General features: G+C 72.8%; 23 protein-coding genes. 6 read left to right on the plus strand and 17 right to left on the minus strand.

Features of this window, described 5'->3' with window-relative positions; translation table 11 throughout:
- Positions 1-48: 48 nt before the first annotated feature.
- Positions 49-1,434 carry a glycine--tRNA ligase gene (locus KDY119_RS10880; RefSeq protein ID WP_036950662.1) on the minus strand — a complete coding sequence of 462 codons (1,386 nt, stop codon included), beginning with the start codon at positions 1,432-1,434 and terminating at the stop codon, positions 49-51.
- 178 nt (positions 1,435-1,612) lie between these two features.
- Here KDY119_RS10880 and KDY119_RS10885 point away from each other — a divergent pair, with 178 nt between their 5' ends.
- A complete protein-coding gene (locus tag KDY119_RS10885) occupies positions 1,613-2,002 on the plus strand; it encodes a Fur family transcriptional regulator (RefSeq protein ID WP_036949669.1) in 390 nt (129 codons plus the stop codon).
- A gap of 54 nt (positions 2,003-2,056) precedes the next feature.
- Here KDY119_RS10885 and KDY119_RS10890 read toward each other — a convergent pair whose 3' ends face one another.
- From KDY119_RS10890 to recO, 4 genes are read right to left on the minus strand one after another with little or no spacing between them, the layout of a single operon-like run.
- Positions 2,057-2,413, minus strand: coding sequence for a VOC family protein (locus KDY119_RS10890; protein WP_036949667.1), 357 nt, complete (start codon positions 2,411-2,413; stop codon positions 2,057-2,059).
- Positions 2,410-3,045 carry a GNAT family N-acetyltransferase gene (locus KDY119_RS10895; protein WP_227994303.1) on the minus strand — a complete coding sequence of 212 codons (636 nt, stop codon included), beginning with the start codon at positions 3,043-3,045 and terminating at the stop codon, positions 2,410-2,412. Before KDY119_RS10895 ends, KDY119_RS10890 begins: the two co-directional genes overlap by 4 nt.
- Positions 3,042-3,875 (minus strand): isoprenyl transferase, encoded by an 834-nt coding sequence (locus tag KDY119_RS10900; protein WP_051136483.1) that lies wholly within the window; start codon positions 3,873-3,875, stop codon positions 3,042-3,044. Before KDY119_RS10900 ends, KDY119_RS10895 begins: the two co-directional genes overlap by 4 nt.
- A complete protein-coding gene (recO, locus tag KDY119_RS10905; protein ID WP_036949664.1) occupies positions 3,875-4,663 on the minus strand; it encodes a DNA repair protein RecO in 789 nt (262 codons plus the stop codon). The genes KDY119_RS10900 and recO overlap by 1 nt, the downstream gene beginning before the upstream one ends.
- A gap of 123 nt (positions 4,664-4,786) precedes the next feature.
- Between recO and KDY119_RS10910 the strand changes: the two genes are divergently transcribed.
- The gene (locus KDY119_RS10910) at positions 4,787-5,377 is read left to right on the plus strand and encodes a tetratricopeptide repeat protein (protein WP_083890795.1); all 591 of its coding nucleotides are present in this window, start codon (positions 4,787-4,789) and stop codon (positions 5,375-5,377) included.
- An 80-nt stretch (positions 5,378-5,457) separates the two neighbouring features.
- On the opposite strand, the gene leuA is transcribed toward KDY119_RS10910, so the two are convergent.
- The 7 genes from leuA to KDY119_RS10945 form a co-directional block, all read right to left on the minus strand.
- Positions 5,458-7,209, minus strand: a complete 1,752-nt coding sequence (gene leuA / locus KDY119_RS10915) for a 2-isopropylmalate synthase (RefSeq protein WP_036950657.1) — start codon at positions 7,207-7,209, stop codon at positions 5,458-5,460.
- A 287-nt stretch (positions 7,210-7,496) separates the two neighbouring features.
- The gene (locus KDY119_RS10920; RefSeq protein ID WP_153022299.1) at positions 7,497-9,434 is read right to left on the minus strand and encodes a DUF7937 domain-containing protein; all 1,938 of its coding nucleotides are present in this window, start codon (positions 9,432-9,434) and stop codon (positions 7,497-7,499) included.
- Positions 9,435-9,571: 137 nt separating this feature from the next.
- Entirely contained in the window at positions 9,572-11,173 is a 1,602-nt protein-coding gene (locus KDY119_RS10925) for a prolyl oligopeptidase family serine peptidase (RefSeq protein WP_036949659.1), read from the minus strand.
- A 74-nt stretch (positions 11,174-11,247) separates the two neighbouring features.
- Positions 11,248-12,186: a GTPase Era gene (gene era, locus KDY119_RS10930; protein ID WP_036949657.1), complete on the minus strand. Its 939-nt coding sequence runs from the start codon at positions 12,184-12,186 to the stop codon at positions 11,248-11,250.
- Positions 12,173-13,537, minus strand: a complete 1,365-nt coding sequence (locus KDY119_RS10935) for a hemolysin family protein (RefSeq protein WP_153022300.1) — start codon at positions 13,535-13,537, stop codon at positions 12,173-12,175. The genes era and KDY119_RS10935 overlap by 14 nt, the downstream gene beginning before the upstream one ends.
- A gap of 16 nt (positions 13,538-13,553) precedes the next feature.
- Entirely contained in the window at positions 13,554-14,006 is a 453-nt protein-coding gene (gene ybeY / locus KDY119_RS10940) for an rRNA maturation RNase YbeY (protein WP_036949647.1), read from the minus strand.
- Complete coding sequence (locus KDY119_RS10945) at positions 14,003-15,136, minus strand: PhoH family protein (RefSeq protein WP_227994304.1); 1,134 nt, start codon at positions 15,134-15,136, stop codon at positions 14,003-14,005. The genes ybeY and KDY119_RS10945 overlap by 4 nt, the downstream gene beginning before the upstream one ends.
- Before the next feature lie 92 nt (positions 15,137-15,228).
- On the opposite strand from KDY119_RS10945, the gene KDY119_RS10950 reads away from it, so the two are divergent.
- Together KDY119_RS10950 and KDY119_RS10955 are read left to right on the plus strand one after the other, a co-directional pair.
- Complete coding sequence (locus KDY119_RS10950) at positions 15,229-16,551, plus strand: ammonium transporter (RefSeq protein WP_051136482.1); 1,323 nt, start codon at positions 15,229-15,231, stop codon at positions 16,549-16,551.
- Positions 16,548-16,886, plus strand: a complete 339-nt coding sequence (locus tag KDY119_RS10955) for a P-II family nitrogen regulator (RefSeq protein WP_036949645.1) — start codon at positions 16,548-16,550, stop codon at positions 16,884-16,886. Before KDY119_RS10950 ends, KDY119_RS10955 begins: the two co-directional genes overlap by 4 nt.
- Positions 16,887-16,920: 34 nt before the next feature.
- Here KDY119_RS10955 and KDY119_RS10960 read toward each other — a convergent pair whose 3' ends face one another.
- On the minus strand, positions 16,921-17,265 hold the full coding sequence (locus tag KDY119_RS10960) for a histidine triad nucleotide-binding protein (protein ID WP_036949644.1): 345 nt from the start codon (positions 17,263-17,265) through the stop codon (positions 16,921-16,923).
- 202 nt (positions 17,266-17,467) lie between these two features.
- Here KDY119_RS10960 and KDY119_RS10965 point away from each other — a divergent pair, with 202 nt between their 5' ends.
- Positions 17,468-19,147 (plus strand): sodium:solute symporter family protein, encoded by a 1,680-nt coding sequence (locus KDY119_RS10965; RefSeq protein ID WP_036949643.1) that lies wholly within the window; start codon positions 17,468-17,470, stop codon positions 19,145-19,147.
- Between the two features lie 17 nt (positions 19,148-19,164).
- On the plus strand, positions 19,165-19,536 hold the full coding sequence (locus KDY119_RS10970) for a hypothetical protein (RefSeq protein WP_227994305.1): 372 nt from the start codon (positions 19,165-19,167) through the stop codon (positions 19,534-19,536).
- 70 nt (positions 19,537-19,606) lie between these two features.
- Here the strand turns inward: KDY119_RS10970 and KDY119_RS10975 are convergent, their stop codons facing one another.
- The 4 genes from KDY119_RS10975 to KDY119_RS10990 form a co-directional block, all read right to left on the minus strand.
- Positions 19,607-20,395 carry a 16S rRNA (uracil(1498)-N(3))-methyltransferase gene (locus tag KDY119_RS10975; RefSeq protein ID WP_153022301.1) on the minus strand — a complete coding sequence of 263 codons (789 nt, stop codon included), beginning with the start codon at positions 20,393-20,395 and terminating at the stop codon, positions 19,607-19,609.
- 7 nt (positions 20,396-20,402) lie between these two features.
- On the minus strand, positions 20,403-21,521 hold the full coding sequence (gene dnaJ, locus KDY119_RS10980) for a molecular chaperone DnaJ (protein ID WP_036949638.1): 1,119 nt from the start codon (positions 21,519-21,521) through the stop codon (positions 20,403-20,405).
- A 90-nt stretch (positions 21,522-21,611) separates the two neighbouring features.
- Complete coding sequence (gene hrcA, locus KDY119_RS10985; protein WP_036949637.1) at positions 21,612-22,640, minus strand: heat-inducible transcriptional repressor HrcA; 1,029 nt, start codon at positions 22,638-22,640, stop codon at positions 21,612-21,614.
- A 61-nt stretch (positions 22,641-22,701) separates the two neighbouring features.
- Positions 22,702-24,180, minus strand: coding sequence for an MFS transporter (locus KDY119_RS10990; protein WP_036949635.1), 1,479 nt, complete (start codon positions 24,178-24,180; stop codon positions 22,702-22,704).
- Positions 24,181-24,290 lie beyond the last annotated feature (110 nt).

The raw sequence follows: 24,290 nt of genomic DNA on the forward strand, positions 1-24,290 counted from the left end.
CGGCGGCCCGGCCGGAAGCTCAGCTCCCGGCCGGGCCGCCGGACGACGTCAGGCGCCGACGAGGTGCGTCGCCAGGTACGGGGTGACCTGGTCGAGCGCGACGCGCTCCTGCTTCATCGAGTCGCGGTGCCTGATGGTCACGGCCTGGTCGTCGAGCGTGTCGAAGTCGACCGTGATGCAGAACGGCGTGCCGATCTCGTCCTGGCGACGGTAGCGGCGGCCGATCGCGCCGGCGTCGTCGAAGTCGACGTTCCACGCCTGGCGCAGCTCGGCGGCGAGGTCGCGCGCCTTCGGCGACAGCGCCTCGTTGCGCGACAGCGGCAGGACGGCGGCCTTGACGGGCGCGAGGCGCGGGTCGAGCCGCAGCACGGTGCGCTTGTCGACGCCGCCCTTGGCGTTGGGCGCCTCGTCCTCGGCGTAGGCCTCGACGAGGAACGCCATGAGGGACCGGGTCAGACCGGCCGCGGGCTCGATGACGTACGGCACCCAGCGCTCGTTCTTCTCCTGGTCGAAGTAGGAGAGGTCCTTCCCGGAGTGCTCGCTGTGCGTCTTGAGGTCGAAGTCCGTCCGGTTGGCGATGCCCTCGAGCTCGCCCCACTCGGAGCCCTGGAAGCCGAACCGGTACTCGATGTCCACGGTGCGCGTCGAGTAGTGGGAGAGCTTCTCCTTCGGGTGCTCGTAGCTCCGCAGGTTCTCGGGCGAGATCCCGAGACCCGTGTACCAGGCGGTCCGGGTGTCGATCCAGTACTGGTGCCACTCGGCGTCGGTGCCGGGCTCCACGAAGAACTCCATCTCCATCTGCTCGAACTCGCGCGTGCGGAAGATGAAGTTGCCGGGCGTGATCTCGTTGCGGAACGACTTGCCGATCTGCGCGATGCCGAACGGGGGCTTCTTGCGCGCAGCCGACGACACGTTGCCGAAGTTCACGAAGATGCCCTGCGCCGTCTCGGGCCGCAGGTAGTGCAGGCCGGACTCGTCCTCGACGGGGCCGAGGTAGGTCTTGAGCATCATGTTGAAGTCGCGGGGCTCGGTCCACTGGCCGCGCGTGCCGCAGTTGGGGCAGACGATCTCGGCGAGGCCGCCCTCGGGCGCGCGGCCCTTCTTCTCCTCGAACTCCTCGATCATCTGGTCCTCGCGGAACCGCTTGTGGCAGTGGAGGCACTCGGTGAGCGGGTCGGTGAAGACGCCGACGTGACCGGAGGCGACCCAGACCTGGCGCGGCAGGATGACCGCGGAGTCAAGGCCGACGATGTCGTCGCGGCTCGTGACCATCGCGCGCCACCACTGGCGCTTGATGTTCTCCTTGAGCTCGACGCCGAGCGGCCCGTAGTCCCACGCGGAGCGGGTACCGCCGTAGATCTCGCCGGACGGGAAGACGAAGCCTCGCCGCTTGGCGAGCGAGACGACGGCGTCGAGACGGGAGACAGGGGCCACGGGGCACTCCTCGAAGACGGCTGCCCGCATGGCGTGCGGGCAGGTGGGGGGGTTTCGTTCGGAGGTCACAGCCTACCGGTCGAGCCCGGTCCGCCCGCCGTGCTTTGACATCGCTCGCACCGCTAGATGAGAATGAGAATCGACAAGGAGCATCCGCCGACCCCGCCGGAGACCAGCCGTGCAGCGCATCACCAAGCAGCGCGTCGCCGTCCAGCACGCCCTCGACGACCTGGACGACTTCCGCTCCGCGCAGCAGCTCCACGAGCTGCTGCGCTCCCAGGGCGACGGCATCGGCCTCGCGACCGTGTACCGCGCGCTCCAGGCGCTCGCCGACGACGGCGCGGTCGACGTCCTGCGGACCGAGGGCGGCGAGAACGTCTACCGCCGCTGCGCCAGGCAGGAGCACCACCACCACCTCGTGTGCCGCACCTGCGGCCGGGCGGTCGAGATCGACGGGCCGACCGTGGAAGCCTGGGCGGCGTCCGTCGGCGCGCAGCACGGCTTCACCGACATCCAGCACACCGTCGAGCTCTTCGGGACCTGCGCCGACTGCCGCGCTGCGAGCTGAGCTCGGCCGGCGACCGCCGCGGACCCGACAGGAGCGGGCTGCGGGCCCGACGGCCTACTCGTGCGTCGCGACGTCGAACAGGTTGCCGTCCGGGTCCGCCAAGGTCGTCCACGTGAAGTCGCCGACCGCGTTCTCGCCGACGACGGTCGCGCCCTCGCCGACGAGGCGCTCCACCTCGGCGAGCCGGTCCGCGGTGCCGAGGTCGAGGTGCAGGCGGTTCTTCCCCGGCGTCGGGTCCTCGACCTTCTGGAACCCGAGGATGACGCCCGGAGCGCCCTGCCCCGGACGCACCTCGCACCACCAGCCGTCCGCCTCGTCGACGAACGTCCCGCCCGTCTGACGTGCCCACCAGGACGCCAGGGCGCGGGCGTCGCCGGTGTCGACCGTGATCATGCCGAGCTCGAGAGTCATGGCTCGACGGTAGGGCCGGCCGCTGCCTCGCGCTCGTCGGGCTCGTCCTGGCCGCCCACCAGTCGTGCCAGCACCTCGTCGGAGACGCCGCGGTCCGCGAAGATCAGCCGGACCGCGGACGGGTCCGGGTTGCGTCGGTCGGGACCGCGCCAGACCTGCGTCAGCCCGGCACGCTCGACGACGGCCCGCGACCGCACGTTGTGCTCGAGGAGGCTCGCGACGACCGGGCGCGCGGCGTCGACGCGGGCGGCCCAGTCGCGCGCCGCCCGCACGAGCTCGGTCGCGTACCCCTGCCCCTGGGACGCCGGCCGGAGCCGGTAGTAGAGGTTCCAGGCGACCTCGCGGACGCCCAGGCAGCCACCCACCCCGAGCAGGATCCGCGAGCCAGGGTCGCGCAAGGTCCAGTAGCCCAGGCCGTCGCGCCGCCATCCCGACGCACAGACCCCGGCGAACTCCTCGGTCTGCGAGCGCTCGACGTGACGACCCGAGGGGAAGTGCCACCAGACCGCCGGGTCGGTGTTGAGGGCGAACAGGTCGTCGACGTCACCCTGCCCGACCGCGCTGAGCAGCAGCCGCTCGGTGCGCACGACCCAGGGCGGACCGACGGCGTCCGTGCCCTGCTGCTCGTTCACGAGGCACCGCCTGACCCCGCGACCGCGTCGACCGCCCCGCCGTACCGACGGTCCCGGCGCGCGTACTCCTCGACGGCGCGCCACAGGACGAGCCGGTCGACGTCGGGCCAGAGCTCGGGTACGAAGACCAGCTCCGCGTACGCGGACTGCCAGGGCAGGAAGTTCGACGTCCGCTGCTCCCCCGACGACCGCAGGAACAGGTCGACGTCGGGCATGTCGGGGTCGTAGAGGTGCTTCGCGATGGTCTTCTCGGTGATCCGGGCCGGGTCGAGACGGCCGGCCGCCACCTCGGCGGCGAGCGAGCGCACGGCGTCCGTGATCTCGAGCCGGCCACCGTAGTTCACGCAGAGGGTGAGGGTCAGCCCGTCGTTCCCGGCGGTCTGCCGCTCGGCGACCTGCAGCTCCTTGACGACGCTCCCCCACAGCCGTGGCTGCCGCCCGGCCCACCGGATCCGGACGCCCCACGAGTCCCACAGGTCCCGACGACGCCGGATGGTCTCCCGGTTGAAGCCCATGAGGAAGCGCACCTCCTCGGGCGAGCGCTTCCAGTTCTCCGTGGAGAACGCGTATGCGGAGACGTGCGAGATCCCGAGCTCGACGGCGCCCGCGACGACGTCGTTGAGCGCGACCTCGCCCGCCTCGTGCCCCGCCGTGCGGTGCAGGTGGCGCGCGTTCGCCCAGCGCCCGTTGCCGTCCATGACGATCGCGACGTGCTGCGGGAGCACCTCGCGCGGGATCGCCGGCGGGCGGGCTCCCGAGACGTGGGGCGTCGGCGCCACACGGTCGGGGCGGGCGGCGGGCGGGGCGCCGCGGCGGGAAGCTCGTGCCATCACAGGAAGGTGGTCTCCGTCACTCGGTCCGGATCGGTGGGTGCGGCCTCGGTTCGCTCGGGCTCGCGCTCGACGAGCCGCAGGGACCGGAGCCGTCGCTCGAGGTGGAACTGCGAGTACGCCGCGACGAGGCCGCTCGCCTCGCTGCGGTGCCGGGGCGACGACGCGTCCGCCGTCGTCCAGTCACCGGCCAGGAGTGCGGCGAGGAGCGCGAACGTCTCGGGTGCGGGCGCCGTCGAGCCGGGCGGCCGGCACCGCGGGCAGACGGCGCCGCCCGTCCCGACGGAGAACGCCGTGTGCGGGCCCGGCTCGCCGCACCGCGCGCAGTCGGTGAAGCTCGGTGCCCACCCCGCCACGGACAGCGCCCGCAGCAGGTAGGAGTCGAGGACGAGCCCGGCGGCGTGGTGATGCTCGGCGAGCGCCCGCAGCGCCCCCGCGAGGAGCCAGAACTGCTGGACCGCGGGCTCGCCCTCCTCGGTGAGCCGCTCGGCCGTCTCGAGCATCGCGGTGCCCGCCGTGTACAGCGCGTAGTCGCGCGCGATCTCGCTCGCGTACGGGCCGACGGTCTCGACCTGGGTCACGACGTCGAGCGTGCGGCCCACGTAGAGCTGCGCGTCGACGAACATGAACGGCTCGAGGCGCGCACCCACTCGTGACGAGGTCCGCCGCACCCCCTTGCCCACGGCGCGGACCTTCCCGTGCTCGCGGGTCAGCAGCGTGACGATGCGGTCGGCCTCGCCCAGCTTCTGGGCGCGCAGCACGAGCGCCTCGTCGCGGTAGACCGGCATGGGCACCATTGTCTCCCGCGGAACCGACATCCGTGGTCGGAGCGACTCGACGAGCTCCCGCGCGTCGGCGGCGCCGCCCGGGCCGATGCCCGACCCGGAGGTGGGTCGTGATGTGATGTCCCGATGACCGCACTCCCGCAACAGCCGCCGACGCCCGCCGACGACGCCACCGCGGAGCCCGGGCACAGTGCCCCCGCCGGGTCGTGGGAGGAGCGCATCGCCGCCGCCTGGTACCGCGCCCGCACCGAGGAGGTCCCGGACGAGGAGCTGCGCGAGGCCGTCGCAGCACTCGTCGCCGAGCTCCCCGAGGACCACCCGACCGCGCTCTACGAGATCGGCAGCGCCTGGGACTCGACCGGCGTGCCCGAGACCGCGATCGCCTTCTACCGGGCCGCGCTCGCCGCAGGCCTGCGCCCCGACCGACGCCGACAAGCCGTGATCCAGCTCGCGAGCTCGCTCCGCAACGTCGGGCAGGCGGACGAGGCCGTCGAGATCCTCCAGGCCGAGAAGCGCGAGCCGTCCGACGACCTCGACGCCCAGCTCGACGGATTCCTGGCGCTGGCGCTCGCTGACGCCGGCCGCGCCCGTGAGGGCGTCGGGGTGGCGGTCGCCGCCCTCGGCGGCCTCGTCCAGCGCTACCACCGCTCGCTCGTCGCGTACGGCGACGAGGTGCGCGCGAGCGAGCGCGACCCGGACGCCCTCGAGTCAGCGTGAAACCGTCCGAGTCAGCGGGAAGCTCCCGCTGACTCGGACGGTTCGCGCTGCCCCGCGGCGACGATCGACCGGCGGCAGGCTCAGCGGCCCACGGTCGCCGGGTCGGCCGCGCGGCCCTCGACCTGCCCGCGCTCGTACCGGTTGACCGCGGAGATGATGGCCTTGAGCGACGCCGTCGTGATGGACGGGTCGATGCCGACGCCCCACAGCACGTCGTCCCCGACCGAGCACTCGACGTAGGCGGCGGCCGCCGCGTCGGACCCGGCTGACAGCGCGTGCTCCGCGTAGTCGAGCACGAGCACGTCGTGCCCGACCTGCCGCAGCACGTCGAGGAACGCGTCGACCGGGCCGTTGCCGGTCCCGGTGACGGTGCGGACCTGGCCGGCGTCCTCGAGCTCGACCTCGAGCGTGTCCGGCCCGTCCTCCGACGACGACGCCCGCGTCGAGACGAGGCGCAGGCGCCCCCACGGCTCGAGGCCGGAGTCGGGCTCGGCGGGCAGGTACTCGTCGGAGAAGATCCGCCAGATGTCCTCGGCGTTGACCTCGATCCCCTGCGCGTCGGTGTGCTCCTGGACGGCCCGGGAGAACTCGATCTGCAGGCGGCGCGGCAGGTCGAGGTTCCGCTCGGACTTGAGCAGGTACGAGATGCCACCCTTGCCGGACTGCGAGTTGACCCGGATCACGGCCTCGTAGCTGCGGCCGACGTCCTTCGGGTCGATCGGCAGGTACGGGACGCCCCAGACGATGTCCTCGACCGTGACACCCTGCGCGTCCGCGCGCTTGGCCATCGCCTCGAGACCCTTCTTGATGGCGTCCTGGTGCGAGCCGGAGAACGCCGTGAAGACGAGGTCGCCGGCCCACGGGTGCCGCTCGCCGACGGGGAGCTGGTTGCACTGCTCGACGGTGCGACGGATGCGGTCCATCTGCGAGAAGTCGATCTCGGGGTCGATGCCCTGGCTGAACAGGTTCATCCCGAGCGTGACGAGGTCGACGTTCCCGGTGCGCTCGCCGTTGCCGAACAGGCAGCCCTCGATGCGGTCGGCACCGGCCTGGTAGCCGAGCTCGGCGGCCGCGACGGCGGTCCCGCGGTCGTTGTGCGGGTGCAGCGACAGGATGACGTGCTCGCGGTGGTCGAGGTGGCGGTTCATCCACTCGATCGAGTCGGCGTACACGTTCGGCGTCGCCATCTCCACGGTCGCGGGGAGGTTCACGATGACGGGCCGCTCGGCGGTCGGCTCGAAGACCTCGAGCACCTCGTTGCAGATCCGGGCCGCGAACTCGAGCTCGGTGCCCGTGTAGGACTCCGGCGAGTACTCGTAGTAGATCCGCGTCTCGGGGATGGTCTCCTCGAACTTGCGGCACAGCTTCGCGCCCTCGAGCGCGATGTCGACGATGCCGTCCTCGTTGGTGCGGAACACGACCTCGCGCTGGAGCACCGAGGTCGAGTTGTACAGGTGCACGATCGCCTGCTTGGCTCCGCGCAGGGCCTCGTAGGTGCGCGCGATGAGATGCTCGCGGGACTGCGTCAGCACCTGGATGATGACGTCGTCCGGGATGAGGTCCTGCTCGATGAGCAGGCGCACGAAGTCGTAGTCCGTCTGGGAGGCGGACGGGAACCCGACCTCGATCTCCTTGTAGCCCATGTCGACGAGCAGGCGGAACATGGCGAGCTTGCGCTCCGCGTTCATGGGCTCGATGAGCGCCTGGTTCCCGTCGCGCAGGTCGACGGCGCACCAGCGGGGGGCCTTCGTGATCCGCTTGTCGGGCCAGGTGCGGTCCGGCAGCGACACGTCGAGCTGCGCGTGGAAGGGCTCGTACTTGTGGATCGGCATGCCCGACGGGCGCTGCTGAGCGTGGGCCCAGCGGGGATCCGGGGCGGGCGTGCGGGTCTGGTCGGCGGTGTTCGTCACGGGGAGTTCCTCACGGTCGTGCGGTCGGTTCGTCAGCCGGCACACCAACCACCGCGGCGAGGAACCGGCTCAGCGAGCCTCGCCGCGGCACCGAAGGAGGAGGCTGCCCGTCGCGACCGACGGGCGCGTCTCGGGGGTACGCACGTCGTCACTGTACTCCAACGAGGAGCCCCGACGACGGCGCGCGTCTCCCCCGAGACGCGGCCCTCTCAGGGGCGGCGGTCCGGGCGGGCCCGGAGCGCCGCGTCCACGGCGGGGTCGCCGAGCGCGCCGAGCCAGTCGAGCAGGGCCGTGTACGTCGACGGGTTGGAGGCGACGTACGGGCGCAGCGCCGGCGCGTGCTCGGCGATCTGCGCGAGCACCTCGAGCGGCGTGCTCGGGTCGGCCGCCTGCTCCGCCGAGTACCCCGCGACGGGCAGCACGGTCGTCGACTCCGCGTCGGCCGCGGCACGTGCCGGCTCGGGCTCCGGGTCGGACGGCTGGACGGGCTCGGGCTGCCACTCCGGCTCCGGCTCCGGCTCCGGCCCCGAGGCGACGGGAGACGCCTCGGCGGCGACGGGCTCGACCGGCCGCGGCTCGGACCGTGCCGGCTCGGCGGCGGGCGTCTCCCCGCCGACGGGCGTCTCCCCGCCGACGGGCCAAGCCACGACCGGCGCGTGGGGGTGCACGGGAGCGTCGGCAGGCGTCTCGAGCGGAGCCGGCTCCTCGGCGTCGCGCGCCGGCACGGCGGGCTTCGCGGACTTCGCGGGCCGCGGCGCCCGGCGCGGGCGCGGCGTCCACTCGTACGCGGTGCGGGCGCCGGTCGCCTCGACCCGCGTCCTGCTCCCCCACTCCTGGACCGACGGGCCGAGGAGCGCGAGCACGAGCAGGGCGGGCAGGCCGTACGCGACGAGCGCGAGCTCGACGGGCACGCCGACGACCTTCCACGCGTCGACCGAGACCGCGACGGTGCCGAGCACGACGGCGGTCCCGACCACGAGCCACGCCAGGCCGCGGGCGGCCGCGTCGTCGCGACGGGCGCCCGCCCACGCCAGCGCCGCGAGGACGGCGACCGCCCCCGAGGCGACGAGCGTGACGACGAGGCTCGTCGTCGCACGCCCGCCGTGCGCACCGTCCCCGAGCACGACGGCGTAACCGATCGCGATGAGGGCGGCGACGACGGCGAGGAGCAGCAGCGTGTCGCGCACGACGTCGGCCACACCCGTCCGCCCTTCGTCGTCCGCGACGCCCGGAAGACCGCGACGGAACGCCGCACCCGCGGCCACCGCACCGAGCGCGGGCACGAGCACGAGACCGAACCGCAGCGTGTGGAAGGACTCGACGCGCAGGAGGTCGGGAGCGGAGCCGGCACCGACGACGAACAGCACGGCGAGCGCCGCGCCCACGCCGACCAGGACGGTCGACCAGGCCCGGTCGCCCCGGAACGCACCCCAGGCGGGCAGCGCGCCCACCGCGAGGACGATGAGCGTGCTCGTCAGCGCGTAGACGAGCTGCGCAGCCCCGGACCAGTCGTCCGAGGACAGGAAGATCACGATCGTGACGACCGCACCGACGGCCAGGACCGCGCCGAGCACGCCGAGGACGACGCGCCAGAACCGGCCGACCGCGGCGTCCTCGTCGTCCGGGCCGAGCTCGGACGACCGCGGCTGCGCGACGAGGAGCGCACCCGCGAGGCCCAGCCCGAGCCCGGTCCCGACGCCGCGGTCGAGGCCGGAGCCGGCGAAGAGGTCGAGCAGCAGGTAGACGATCGTGACCACCACGTACGGCGTCGCGGCCCAGAGCCGGACGGTGCGCGTCGTGTGCACGCTCCACCCGGTGGGCAGCACGCCCGCGCGGGCGAGGTACGGCAGCGGGATCGCGGCGAGCGCCACGACGACGGACAGCACGACCTCGACGCGGCCGGCACCGGCCGTGCGCAGGGTCCAGGGCAGCGCGAGGGACGTCAGCAGCGCGACCGCCGCGACGACGTCGCGCACGACGTCGAGGACGGGCACACGGCCCGACGACGCCGACGCACGCGGGGCGTCCTCGGGGGACGCGTCGACGGCGGGCCCGGTGGCCGGCTCGGACGGCGACTCGACGTCCGTCGCCGCGTGCTCGGTGCCGGACGACGGGTCGGGGGTGCCGGGAGGTTCGGCGATGGTCACAGGGGCTCCTTCGATCGGGCGAGCGCCGGTCGGGTCCACGCCGGGTGCCGGGACCGCACGGACGGCTCGTCTGCTACGTGGTCGTTTCTACCGGGCGGGACGGATCGGGACAACCGTGCCTCGCCGGGCGGACGGGATCAGATGCCGAGCTGGAAGACGCCCCAGTACGCCGTCGTGAGCAGGAGCGTGACGATCGCGAACGTGAGCGCGGCGGCGAGCGCCCATCCTCCGATGCCCCGCGCGACGGGCTGGCCCGCCCGCACGCCCGGGACGGCGGAGTGGCCGCTCGGCTGGTCGCGACCCACCCGCTGGCGCAACCACAGGAGCATGCTCCGACGCGCCTCGCGGCGGTCCGACAGGCGGTTGACCACGACGGCCACCGGGACGAGCGAGGCGATCCCGATCGCCCGGACCCCCAGCCAGCCCCCCTGGACGATGAGGGCGTTCTGCGAGTAGTCGAGCGCGATCTTCGCGATCGCGATCAGGTACACGACGAGCGCCAGCATGGTGAGCACGGCGCCGAGCGACGCGAGCAGCATCGGGAGCCGCAGGTCGCGGGCGATCCCGCCCACGTGGCTGCGGAAGCGCCAGCGGCGGGTGCCGAACGACACGAGCATCCACACGAGCGGCGCGCCGATCGCGAGCGAGACGGCGGCGATGGTGAAGCCGAAGACCGCGTCACCGTCCCCGTACCAGCGCGGGCTCGGCACCGCCTCCGCGAGATAGGTCTGGTTGGGCTGGGCACCCGCGATCCGCGGCGCCGCGCCCGCCGTGCCGGGAAGCCCGGTGATCCAGTCGGCGAGGTCCTGCTGGAACGACGCCGACACCGCGCCGGTGCCGCCACCGAGGTGCAGCCCGTGGTCGGCACCGTCGTAGTAGCGGACGGTGACGGCGCGGTTCCCGGCCTTCGAGGCGTCGGCGAGGATGGCCTGCGCCCCCTGCTCGATCGGCATCGAGACGTCGTCGTCCCCGTACACGACGAGCGTCGGCTGGGTCAGCCGCTCGAGGTACGGGCGCACGTCGAAGTCGGCGTAGTCGAGGCCGCCGTCGGGCAGGTCCATGCCGACCGCGCGCGGGATCGCGCGGAACACGCCCTGCGGGACGCCCGTGTTGCGCAGGTAGTTGTCGACGGCGAACGCAGCCTGCTCGCGGGGCCGCACGACGGGCGCGGACACGAGGGCGGTGAACGCGATCGCCGGGTCCTCCGTCGCCATCACGGGCACGATCCAGGTGCCCTCCGACTCCCCGTACACGCCCACGCGGGTGGGGTCGACGCCGGGCTGCGTGCGCAGCAGCCGCACCGACCGCTCGTAGTCCCCGGCCTCCTGCACGTAGTCGCGGTGCTGCAGCGAGTACGTCGTGAGGTTCTTCGACGGGACCAGCGTCACCACCCCGGCGCTCGCCAGCGCCCAGGCCTGGGGTGCGAAGGCAGTGGCGGAGCTGCCCGTGCCCGCACCGTGCACGAACACCACCCCGGGCAGGTCGTCGCCCGCACCGACAGGCTGCCGGATCTGGCCGGTGACGACCGTGTTCTCGAGCCGGATCGTCACCTCCCGCGACACCACCGGGTACGTGCCGACGGGGGTCGGGTCGTGCGTCGCCCCGATCGTAGTGTCCGTGGTCTGGGTGCGGATGTGGTCCGTCACCGGCTGCGGGTCCCACTCGGGGCCGGCGAACGCACCGACCGCCGCGAGACCGATCGCGAGGACGGCCGTCGTCGCAGCTGTCCTGAAGGTCACGTCACGATGCTACGTCGCGTGCCTGGTCAGAGCCTGCAGGCGGGCCCCCGCGCCGCCCTGGGGACGGCCCCCGGTCAGAACCCGAGACGGCGGAGCTGCTTGGGGTCACGCTGCCAGTCCTTCGCGACCTTGACGTGCAGGTCGAGGTACACCCGCGAGCCGAGCAGCGCCTCGATCCCGGTCCGGGCGCGCGTGCCGACGTCGCGCAGGCGCGAGCCCCCACGACCGATCACGATGGCCTTCTGGGAGTCGCGCTCGACGTACACGTCGACGCGGACGTCGAGCAGCTCGTCGCCCGCGGGGCGCGGGCTCCCGTCCGCGCGGGTGCGCGGGACGATCTCGTCCACGACGACGGCGAGCGAGTGCGGGAGCTCGTCGCGCACGCCCTCGAGCGCGGCCTCACGCACGAGCTCGGCGACCATGACGGACTCGGGCTCGTCCGTGAGCTCGCCACCCGGGTAGAGCTCGGGACCGTCGGGCAGGTGTCCGACGAGGACGTCGGTGAGGACGTCGACCTGCTGGCCGCGCACGGCCGAGACGGGCACGACGTCCGCCCAGTCGCCCAACGCGGAGACCGCGAGGAGCTGCTCGGCGACGCGGTCGCGCGGCACGGTGTCGGTCTTGGTGACGGCGACGACCACGGGGGTGCCGCGCCGGCCCCGCGTGAGGTCCGCGAGCTGCGACGCGATGTACCGGTCGCCCGGCCCGACCTTCTGGTCCGCGGGCACGCAGAAGACGATGACGTCGACCTCGGTCAGCGTGTCACGGACGAGGTCGTTGAGCCGCTCGCCGAGCAGCGTGCGGGGACGGTGCAGGCCCGGCGTGTCGACGAGCACGAGCTGCGCGTCGGGCCGGTTGACGATGCCCCGGATGGTGTGGCGTGTCGTCTGCGGGCGGCCCGACGTGATCGCGACCTTCTCGCCGACGAGCGCGTTGGTGAGCGTCGACTTGCCCGCGTTCGGGCGCCCGACGAGGCAGGCGAAACCGGAGCGGTGGACGTCAGCGGTGGTCATGGCTGTCCTCTCGTGGCGGCGTGCGCACGGGTTCCCCGGCGGCCGCGGTGTGGTCGTCTTCCTCGTCGCCCGTGGCCGCCCCAGCCGGCCCGACGACGAGCGTCGCGAGCCGGCGCCGCCGACCCTCGACCCGGTCGGCGACCAGGTGGAGGCCCTGGGCGTCGGCGCTCGAGCCTGCGAGCGGGACCTTGCCCAGCGCCTTGGCGAGCAGCCCGGCCGCGGTCTCCACGTCGTCGTCGTCGATCCGGAGACCGAACAGGTCCCCCAGGTCGTCGAGACCGAGCCGCGCAGGCACCCGATACCGCCCGTCCCCGAGGTCCTCGACCTCGGGGCCCGAGTGGTCGTGCTCGTCCGTCAGCTCACCGACGATCTCCTCGAGCGTGTCCTCGATCGTCACGAGACCGGCGATGCCGCCGTACTCGTCGACGACGATCGCGATGTGGTTCGACGCGGCCTGCATCTCGCGGAGCAGGTCGTCGACGGGCTTCGACTCGGGCACGAACACCGCAGGCCGGGCCGCGGTGTTGGCCGGCCGCTTCGCTCCCCCGTTGCCGCGCTCGTCGACCACGAGCCGCACGACGTCCTTGAAGTAGAGGACGCCGACCAGGTCGTCGACCGACCGGCCCACCACCGGCACCCGCGAGTACCCCGAGCGCAGGAACAGGCGCAGGGCCTTGTCGAGCGGCGTCGTGCCGGCGACCGTGACCATGTCGGGGCGCGGCACCATGACCTCGCGGACCATGGTGTCGCCGAGCTCGAACACCGAGCGCAGGAGCTCGCGGTCGTCGTCCTCGAACGCGTCGGACTCGCCGGCCCGCCGCGCGAGCTCGCGCAGCTCCGCGGCCTCCTCCTCGGGCGTGGGCGGCGGCGGCCGGACGACCGGGCTCAGCCAGCGCGTCCCGCGCACCACGACCCACAGCAGCCCGGAGAGCGCGCGCAGGACGGCGGGCGCGTGCGTGCGGCCCAGGCTGCGGGGGCTCAGGCGCACCAGTCCCACGGCGACGACCGCGCTGATCGCGAGCGAGACGAGCAGCACCGCCCACCAGGGGTCGAGCCGGGCGCCGACGGCGAGCGTGATGCACGCCGTCGCCGTCATCTCGGCGAGGACGCGCACGAAGCTCGCGGACGCCGCGACGCCCCGGGCGTCGTCGAGCAGCGCCTCGACCCGACGGGACCGGACGTCGTCGGGGTCGTCGTCCCGGTCCTCACCGCGCCCGGTCGACTGTCCGCGCGCGTGCGCGGACAGCGAGCCCTGGCGCAGCACCGCGGTCTCGCCCGCGCTGAGCGCCGCGGCCAGGACGATCCCGACGACGGCGATCACGACGAGCAGCCAGACGGGCTCCCCGTTCATGCGGTCCTCGCTGCGCTCATCGGGAGGCGAGGAACGTCAGGAGGAGCTGGCGCTGGAGCGCGAACATCTCCTTCTCCTCCTCGGGCTCCGCGTGGTCGTAGCCGAGCAGGTGGAGGATGCCGTGCGTCGTCAGGAGCAGCATCTCCTCGACCGTCGAGTGCCCGGCCTTCGCGGCCTGCTCGACCGCGACCTCGGGGCACAGCACGACGTCGCCCAGCAGGCCGGCGGGCGTGACGTCGCCCTCGCGCCCGGGGCGCAGCTCGTCCATGGGGAACGACAGGACGTCGGTCGGGCCCGGCTCGTCCATCCACTTGACGTGCAGGTCCGTCATCGTCGCGGTGTCGACGAAGAGGATCGACAGCTCGGTCTGCGGGTGCACGTGCATCTGGTCGAGCACGAAGCGCGCGAGCGCGGCGAACTCGGCCTCGTCGACCTCGTAGCCGGACTCGTTGTTGACCTCGATGCTCATGCGCGGGCTCCTCGGTTGTGCGGGCGGCGGTCTCCGCCGGTCCGGTCCTGCGCCCGGGTGCCGGCCACGTCCCAGCGCGCGTACGCGTCGATGATGTCGCTCACGAGCCGGTGCCGCACCACGTCCGACGACGTCAGGCGGCAGAACTCGACGTCCTCGACGCCCGTGAGCACGTCCTCGATGACCCGCAGGCCCGACGTCGTCCCGCCGGGGAGGTCGACCTGCGTCACGTCGCCCGTGATGACCATCTTCGAGCCGAAGCCGAGGCGAGTGAGGAACATCTTCATCTGCTCGGTGGAGGTGTTCTGGGCCTCGTCGAGGATGACGAACGCATCGTTCAGGCTCCTCCCGCGCATGAAGGCCAGCGGGGCGACCTCGACCGTCCCGCTGTCGATCAGCTTGGGGATCGAGTCCGGGTCGACCATGTCGTGCAGCGCGTCGTAGAGCGGACGCAGGTACGGGTCGATCTTCTCCGTGAGCCCGCCCGGCAGGAACCCGAGCCGCTCGCCCGCCTCGACGGCCGGGCGCGTGAGGACGATGCGGTTGACCTGCTTGGCCTGCAGCGCCTGCACGGCCTTGGCCATCGCGAGGTACGTCTTGCCGGTGCCGGCGGGGCCGATGCCGAACGTGATGGTGTTCGCGTCGATCGCGTCGACGTAGCGCTTCTGGCCCACCGTCTTGGGACGGATCTGGCGCCCGCGGCTCGACAGGATGTTGAACGTCAGGACGTCCGCGGGGCGCGTCGCAGAGGGCGCGGTGAGCATCCCGATGGAGCGCCGCACCACCTCGGGGGTGAGCGGCGTGCCCGACTCGGCGATCTCGACGAGCTCGTCGAGGAGGCGCGAGACGAGGGCCACCTCGCCGGGGGCGCCGGCGACGGCGATCTCGTTGCCGCGTGCGTGCACGTCGACGCTCGGGAAGCCGTCCTCCACGGCGCGCAGGACCGAGTCACGGCTGCCGAGGACGGCGACCATGGGGACGCTCGGGGGGACGACGATGCGGTGCTCGATCCGGGGGCCGGCCACGGCGCCGTGCTGCGCAGCGGGTTCGGGGACCTCGGGACGGGTTGTCGATGTCATGAGCCGGCTGACGCCGTCGCACTCCTTCTGGTCGAGTCGTGGGACCCCCATCCTATCGAGGGTCGTCCACCTGTATCTTGACGCCGCCGCCCGGTCTGTGCCGGGTCTCGTGGCCCGCAGCACCCCGAGAGGAACGCCTCGTCATGCCCGTGCTCCTGCACGTCGTCGCCCCCGTGCTCGCCGCGGCGTCGACGCCTCCCGTACACGTCGACACCGGCGACACCGCCTGGGTCCTGGTGTGCACCGCGCTCGTGCTCCTCATGACGCCCGGCCTCGCGTTCTTCTACGCCGGCATGGTGCGCTCCAAGCACGTCCTCGCGATGATCATGCAGAGCTTCGCGTGCATCGCGATCGTGTCCGTGACCTGGGTCCTCGTCGGGTACTCGCTCGCGTTCGACGACGACGCCGGCGGCGGCCTCGTCGGCGGGCTGCACCTCGTCGGGCTCGCCCACGCGAGCGTCGGCGTGCCCGGGATCGACCTCACGATCCCGCCGCTCGTGTTCGTCCTGTTCCAGCACCTGTTCGCCGTCCTGACCGCGGCCCTGCTGACGGGCGCGACCGCCGACCGGATGCGTTTCGAGTCGTTCGTGGTGCTGGTCGCCGTGTGGTCCGTGGTCGTCTACGCCCCCGTCGCACACTGGGCGTTCTCGCCCGACGGCTGGCTGCACCGCCTCGGTCTGCTCGACTTCGCCGGCGGGACCGTCGTCGAGATGTGCTCCGGCGCCTCCGCCCTGGCGCTGGTCCTCGTGCTCGGGCCACGGCGCGGGTGGCCCCGGGAGATGATGGCGCCCCACAACCTCCCGCTCACCTTGCTCGGTGCCGGGCTGCTGTGGGTCGGCTGGATCGGCTTCAACGCGGGCTCGGCGCTCACCGCCGGGACGCTCGCCGCGAGCGCGGCCCTCGCCACGCACCTGTCCGGCGTCGGCGGCATGATCGGCTGGCTCGCTCTCGAGCGGAGGCTGACCGGGAAGGCGACCACGCTCGGCGCCGCGTCGGGCGCCGTCGCCGGCCTCGTCGCCATCACCCCCGCGGCCGGCTACCTGCAGCCGCTGCCCGCGCTCGCCGTCGGCGTCGTCGCCGGGGCCGTGTGCCTGTTCGCGATCCGCCTCAAGTTCCGGTTCCGGTACGACGACTCGCTCGACGTCGTCGCCGTGCACTACGTGGGCGGCGTCGTCGGGACGCTGTGCGTCGGGCTGTTCGCCGCCACCGTCGTCAACCCGGCCGTCACCCACCAGGGCCTGTTCCTCGGCGGCGGCGTCGAGCAGCTCGGGAAGCAGCTCGTGGGCGTCCTCGCGACGTCGGCCTTCGCGTTCGCCGCGACGTACGTGCTGGCGCGCGTCCTGCACGCGACGATCGGGCTGCGCGTGACCGCCGACCACGAGCACGCCGGTCTCGACACCAGCCAGCACGCCGAGACGGCCTACGAGCTGACCACCACCTCCACCATCGGAAGGAGCCACGGATGAGGCTCGTCACCGCGATCCTGCGCCCGCACGCCGTCGACGACGTCCGGGCCGCGCTCGAACCGCTCGGCGTGCACGGCATGACGGTGTCGGACGTGCACGGGTACGGCCGGCAGGGCGGGCACACCGAGGTCTACCGGGGCGCGGAGTACCAGGTCGACCTCGTGCCGAAGGCCCGGGTCGAGGTGCTCGTCGACGACGACGCGGCCGACGCCGTCGTGCGGGCCGTCGTCGAGACCGCGCGCACCGGGCGCATCGGCGACGGCAAGGTCTGGGTGCAGCCCGTCGAGTCGGTCGTGCGGGTGCGCACCGGGGAGCCCGGCACCGCGGCCCTCTGAGCCCGGAGCGCCCGCGGCGGGAGCGCGCCGGGCGTCAGGCGGGCGTCCAGCCCAGCCGCGTCCCCGCGAGGACGTGGCCGTGCGTGTGGAACACGCTCTGGCCCGACCTCGCGCCGGTGTTGAAGATCAGCCGGAACTCGCCCTCGTCGAGGTCCGACGCGACCTGCTGACCGAGGGCGACGACGTCGGCCAGGAGCTGGGGGTCCGAGGCTGCGAGCGCCGCGACGTCGCGGTGGTGCTCGCGCGGGACCACGAGGACGTGCACCGGTGCCTTGGGGTCGATGTCCCGGAACGCGAGGGCGCGGTCCGTGGAGGCGACGACGTCGGCCGGGATCTCGCCGGCGACGATCTTGCAGAACAGGCAGTCGGTGTCGGTCATGGGCGCCACGCTAGCCGCAGCCGGGCACGTCGGCGCGACCCTGCGAGGGGCATTATCACCAACTGATCAGGATTGATCGACTTGAGATCGATATCCGATCGAAAAGTTGGCATGTGGACACCACCCGTCGTAGCGTTCCCGACGCCCATGAGCCGCCGGTGGTCACGTCGCCGGCGGTCTCCAGCCCACACGAAGGAGTCCCATGAGAGTCCTCGCCGAGTCAACCTCGGGCATCCACCTCGACCTCGGCTGGGTCGACTACCTCATGGTGGTCGTCTACTTCGCCGTCGTCATCGGCATCGGCTTCGTCGCGCGCCGTCAGGTCCGTACGAGCATGGACTTCTTCCTGTCCGGTCGTCGCATGCCGGCGTGGATCACGGGGCTCGCCTTCGTGGCAGCCAACCTGGGCGCGACCGAGATCATCGGCATGGCCGCCAACGGCGCCCAGATCGGCATGTCGACGCTGCACTACTACCTCATCGGCGCCGTGCCCGCGATGGTGTTCCTCGGGCTCGTGATGATGCCGTTCTACTACGGCTCCAAGGTCCGGTCGGTGCCGGAGTTCATGCTCCGACGCTTCGGCAAGGCACCGCACGCCGTGAACTCCATCGCGTTCGCGGTCTCGAACGTCCTCATCGCCGGGATCAACCTCTACGCCATGGCCATCGTCATCGAGGCGATGCTCGGCTGGTCCCTGTGGGTCGCCATCCTGGTGTCGGCCGGGTTCGTCCTCGTCTACATCACCCTCGGCGGGCTCTCGTCCGCGATCTACAACGAGGTCCTGCAGTTCTTCGTGATCCTCGCAGGGCTCATCCCGCTCACGATCGTCGGTCTGCACCGCGTCGGCGGATGGGGCGGCCTGCAGGACTCGTTCGCCAAGACCGACCCCCTGCACCTGTCCGCCTGGAAGGGCACCGGCATCGGCGACGTCACCAACCCCATCGGGACGAACTGGCTGACGATCGTCCTCGGGCTCGGCTTCGTCCTCAGCTTCGGCTACTGGACCACGAACTTCACCGAGGTCCAGCGCGCCTTCTCCGCGAAGAACATGTCCGCGGCGCGCCGCACCCCGCTCATCGCCGCGTTCCCCAAGCTGTTCATCCCGTTCATCGTCGTGATCCCCGGGCTCATCGCGGCCGCCGTCCTCGGCAACCAGCTCAGCGGCGCCGACAACTCCGGGCTGACCTACAACGACGCCATCCCCAAGCTCATGCAGATGTACCTGCCGACCGGTGTCCTCGGCGTCGCCGTGACCGGCCTGCTGGCATCCTTCATGGCCGGCATGGCGGCCAACGTGTCGAGCTTCAACACGGTCTTCACCTACGACATCTGGCAGCGCTACATCAAGCCGAAGATGCCCGACCTGCACTACCTGAAGGTCGGCCGCTGGGTCACCGTCGTCGGCGTGCTCGTCGGCATCGGCACCGCGTTCATCGCCTCCCGGGCGACGAACATCATGACCTACATGCAGACGCTGTTCTCGTTCTTCAACGCCCCGCTGTTCGGCGTCTTCATCATCGGCCTGCTGTGGAAGCGGATGACGACCCAGGCCGCGCTCTGGTCCTACATCGCCGGCATCGTCGCGCCGACGATCGTCTGGATCGCCTACCTCAACGACGACAGCCTCTTCGGCTCGGCCACCGCCGAGACCATGTACGGCGCGATCATCTCGTTCGTGACCGTGCTCGTCGTCGCGGCGATCATCACACCGCTCACCAGACCGAAGGACGTCAGCGAGCTCAAGGGCCTCGTCTACGGTGTCGGGAGCATCGACATGCGCGCCGGCGCCGTCGCGTCCGACACCGCCTGGTACCGCTCGCCGGCGCTCCTGGGCACCGTCGCGCTCGTCCTGTGCGTCGTCCTCTACCTGCCGTTCCTGTGAGACCCGAGGAGCATCCCGTGAGCCAGAGCAGCAGCCAGTCGCACGAACCGTTGCCCGAGGGCATGGTCTCCCACGTCGAGCTGACCCCCGAGGAGCAGGACGCGCACGTCCGCTCGACCCGCCGCTTCGACCTGCGGCGGATCATTGGCGCGATCTTCGTCCTCTACGGCGTGATCGTCCTGATCGTCGGCCTCGCCGACCCCACCGCGGACAAGGCGAAGACGGGCGGGATCGCCATCAACGTCTGGACCGGCATCGTCATGTTCGTCGTCGGCGGCCTCTTCTTCCTCTGGGACCGCCTGCGTCCCGTGCCCGCCGAGGACATCCTCGCGAGCTACGAGGAGGAAGAGGAGGAGCGCGCCGCCGGGGAGGGGCGCGGGGTCGCCTGAGCGGCCCGCCCTCGAACCGACGCCGGGAGGGCGTCGGCCGGCTCGCGCCGGTCGGCGCCCTCGAGCGCGCTCAGGCCCAGCGACCCAGGCGCTCGCACAGGAGCGTGAGCGCGACGGGTCCCGCCGTCGAGGTGCGCAGCACGTGCGGGCCGAGCCGCACCGGACGTCCCCCGGCCCCGGTCAGGCGTTCGAGCTCGGCGTCGGAGATCCCGCCCTCCGGCCCGACGACGACGAGCACCTCGGGCAGCGGGGTGCCCGGCTCGCCCGGGGCGGGCAGGGCCAGCGTGCCGAGCGGCTCCGTGGCGTCCTCGTGCAGCACCGCCGCCACCCCACCCGCGGCCACGGTCTCCCGGACCCGGTCCGCGAGCGCCGTCGTCGTGACGTCCTGGCGCACCTCGGGGACCCGGGAGCGGCGCGACTGCTTCGCGGCCGCGCGCACCGTCGCGAGCCAGCGGGCACGACTGCGGGCAGCGCGCTCACCGCGCCACACCACCACCGACCGCTCCGCCTGCCACGGCAGGATCGCGTCGACGCCGACCTCGGTGGCCGCCTCGATCGCCAGCTCGTCCCGGTCGCCCTTCGCGAGCGCCTGGACCAGCACCAGGCGGACCGGAGGCTCCGGCTCGACCTCCACACCCTCGACCCGCAGCTCGAGCGTGTCCCGGTCGGCGGCCACGACGACGGTCCGCAGGCGCGTCCCCTCGCCGTCGACGACGTCCACCCGCTCCCCCGCCCGGCGACGCTGGACGACACCCGCGTGACGCCCCTCGGCGCCGTCGAGCACATACACGTCGCCCGGGGCGAACCGGGTGAGCGGCGCAGGCCCGCCGCCCTCCGCGAGGAAGACCGGAGCGCTCACGCCCGGGTCACCGCCCGGAGAGCTTGTCGCGCAGCCGGGAGAACACGCCCGGGTGCGCCGCCGACAGCCGCGGCTCCGGGTGCTCCTCGCCGCGCAGCTTCGCGAGCGAGCGCAGCAGCTCGGCCTGCTCGTCGTCGAGGGTCGTGGGGACCTGCACCTCGACGTGGACCTGGAGGTCACCACGGCCCGACCCGTTCAGGTGCCCGACCCCGAGCCCCCGCAGCGTGACGACCTGCGCGGGCTGGGTGCCCGGCCGCAGCTCGATCTCCTGCTCGCCGTCGAACGTGTCGAGCGTCATCCCGGCGCCCAGCGCGGCCGCCGTCATCGGCACCTCGAGCGTGCAGTGCAGGTCGTCCCCACGCCGCACGAACGTCTCGTGCGGGCGCTCGCGGATCTCGACGTACAGGTCGCCGGCCGGTCCGCCGCCGGGTCCGACCTCGCCCTGCGCCGTGAGACGGATGCGGGTGCCCGTCTCGACGCCCGCCGGGACGTTCACGGCGATGGTCCGGCGCTCGCGCACCCGACCCTCGCCGCCGCAGTCGACGCACGGCTCGGGGATGACCGTGCCGAAGCCCTGGCACGCGGCGCACGGCGCCGTCGTCATGATCTGGCCCAGGAACGAGCGCTGGACGCGCTGCACGACGCCACGGCCCTTGCAGACCTCGCAGGTGTGCATGGTCGTGCCGGGGCGGCAGCAGGTGCCCCCGCACGTGCGGCAGACGACCGCCGTGTCGACCTGGAGCTCGCGCTTGGCCCCGAACACGGCCTCCTCGAGGTCGACGTCGAGGCGGACGAGCGCGTCCTGGCCACGGCGCGAGCGCGGGACCGGGCCCTGCTGGGCCTGGCCGCCGCCGAAGAACGTCTCGAAGATGTCCTGGAAGCCGAAGCCGCCGGAGCCTCCCATGCCGCCGCCCGGGGCGGTCGGGTCGACGCCGCGGTCGTACTGCTGGCGCTTGTCCGGGTTCGACAGCACCTCGTAGGCGCGCGAGACGTCCTTGAAGCGGTCCTCGGCCTCGGCCCCGGCGACGTCGGGGTGCAGCTCGCGGGCGAGCTTGCGGTAGGCCTTCTTGATCTGGTCGGTGCTCGCGTCGCGCGGGACACCGAGGATCTCGTAGTAGTCGTTCACCAAGTCACTCTCAGGCACGGGTCCGGGTGGGTCGGGGGTGGTGGGTTCTGTCGGTTCGGAAGGTCAGGGCGGGCGGGATCCCAGCCACGGTCAGTTCGCGAGGATCCGGGTCAGGTAGCGGGCGACGGCGCGCACCGACGCGATGGTCGCGGGATAGTCCATGCGGGTCGGGCCGATCGAGCCGATCGCGGCGACGACCTCTCCCTCAGAACCGTAGCCGGTCGTCACGACGGAGGTCTCGAACAGGCCGTCGTACTGCGTCTCGTGGCCGATCCGGACCCGGACACCCGAGCGGTCCGCGGCGTCCTCGGCCATCTCGGTGAGCAGCCCCAGCAGGACGACCTGCTCCTCGAGCGCCTCGAGCACGGGGCGCAGTGCGTGCTCGAAGCGCATGCCGGTGCGGGCGAGGTTCGCGGTGCCCGTGAGCATCACGCGCTCCTCGCCCTCCTCGGCGAGGGTCTGCACGACGACGTCCGCGACGTGGCGCGCGAGGTCCTGGTCGTCCGGCGGGAGCTGTTGGGCGACGGACTCGAGCTCGCCGGCCAGGCCCGGCAGGCGACGGCCCACGGCGACCGCGTTGAGGCGGGCGCGCAGGACGGCGAGCGTGCCCTCGTCGGGGAGCTCGACGACGTCGAGCATGCGCTGCTCGACCCGGCCGGTGTCCGTGATGATGACGACGAGCAGCCGCGCCTCGCCCACCGCCACGAGCTCGAGGTGGCGCAGGCCCGAGCGCCGCAGGGACGGGTACTGCACGACCGCGACCTGGCCCGTCAGCTCGGCGAGCAGCCGCCCCGCGCGGGCCACGACGTCGTCGAGGTCGACGGCGCCGTCGAGGAACTGCTCGATCGCGTGCCGTTCCGGCTGGGACAGCGGCTTGACGGTCGCCAGGTGGTCGACGAAGAGCCGGTAGCCCTTGTCCGTCGGGATGCGCCCGGCCGAGGTGTGGGGCTGCGCGATCAGGCCGGCCTCCTCGAGAGCGGCCATGTCGTTGCGGATCGTCGCGGGCGAGACGCCGAGGTTGTGGCGTTCGGCGAGCACACGGGACCCGACCGGCTCACGGGTGCGGACGTAGTCCTCCACGATCGCGCGCAGCACGTCGAGCCGTCGGTCCTCGCTCACGCGTCCTCCTGTCGCGGTCGACCCTTGCAGCAGTGGCACTCTCCCCCTCCGAGTGCCAATCCTACGCTGCTTCGCGCTCCGCCCGGGGAGCGTCGGCGTCCTCGCCGCGGCTGCCGGCGGCCCGACGGCGCGCGTCCAGCAGGGCCACGACCAGCGCGCACAGCACCAGGCCGATCGTGATGAGGAGCCCCCGCCCCACGGACGTCGCGCCGCTCGCCCCGCCGGCACGCGAGCCGTAGTAGACCGACAGGACCGCAGAGATCCCGAGCGCCGAGCCCACGCGCTGGCCGACCTGCAGCATCGACCCCGCCACGCCCGCCTGCCGCACCGGCACCTCCTGGAGCGTGAGCGTCTGGTTGGGCGCGATCACCAGGCCCGAACCGGCGCCGGCGACGCACTGCGTCGTCGCGACCACGCAGCACAGGAGCAGCGTGTGCCCCTTCTCGTCGCCGATGATGCGGATCGCGAGGTCCGTCCCTGCGAGCCCGACGACGACCACCACCAGCGCGACCGCCACGACGGGGCGACCCCAGCGGGAGACGGCACGACCCGACGCGAGCGCGGAGATGCCCGACGCGACCGCGAACGGCAGCCCCACCAGGCCCGCCTGCAGGGCGCTCAGCCCCAGGTCGTTCTGCAGGAACAGCGTCACGACGAGGAACACGCTCGTGAACCCCGCGAAGTACGCGAGCCCGAGCAGCGCACCGAAGCGGAACGAGCGCAGCCCCAGCACGTCCGGCGACAGCACCGGGTCCTCGCCGCGGCGTTCGAACCGATGCTCCCACCAGACCGTCGCCGCACCGAGCGCCGCGGCGAGCGCCAGGAACCACCAGCGCGCCGGCGAGTCGCCCGAGCCCGTCGTGAGGACGAACGGCGTCATGAACGCGACCGTCGTCGCGGCGACCCCGACCAGCCCGACGAGGTCCAGGGCCCGACGCTGCCCGACGACGGGCCGCGGCATGGTCCGGGCGGCGGCCACGAGCACCACGGCCACGATCGGGACGTTGATCCCGAACACCCAGCGCCACCCGTTCTCCTCGCCGAACACCTGGATCAGCAGACCGCCCAGCAGCGGGCCGATCGCCGTCGCCACCCCGACCACGGCACCGAACATGCCGAACGCCCGCGCCCGCTCGAAGCCCCGGAACTCCTGCTGGATGTAGCCCGTCACCTGCGGGCTCACGATCCCCGCGCACCCGCCCTGGACGAGCCGCGCGACCGCGAGCCACTCGTCGTTCGGTGCCAGGCCGGCCGCGAGGCTCGCCAGCGCGAACGCCGCCAGCCCCGCGAGGAAGAGCCCCCGCCGATGCCCCGCGTCGCCGAGGCGCCCGGCCGGCACCAGCACCAGCCCGAACGCCAGGGTGTACCCCGCGACCACGAGCTGCAGCGTCGCGGGCGACGCGTCCAGCGCCTGCTGGATCGACGGCATCGCCACGTTGACGATCGACACGTCGAGCAAGGTGATGAAGCCCGCCGCCAGGCAGACCGCGAGCACCCGCCATCGGTGCGGGTCGGTCTCGGGGTCCTGGTCGTCCGCCATAGGACGGTGCTACCACGGTGACGCCGAGTTCGCCGACGGTGACGCTCCGTTCGCTGACGGTGACCGGTCGTTCATGAGGTGGGACGGCGCCCACCCGCGAACCCGACAAC

It is taken from the genome of Luteimicrobium xylanilyticum, from assembly GCF_009429125.1.
GTDB lineage: Bacteria > Actinomycetota > Actinomycetes > Actinomycetales > Cellulomonadaceae > Luteimicrobium > Luteimicrobium xylanilyticum.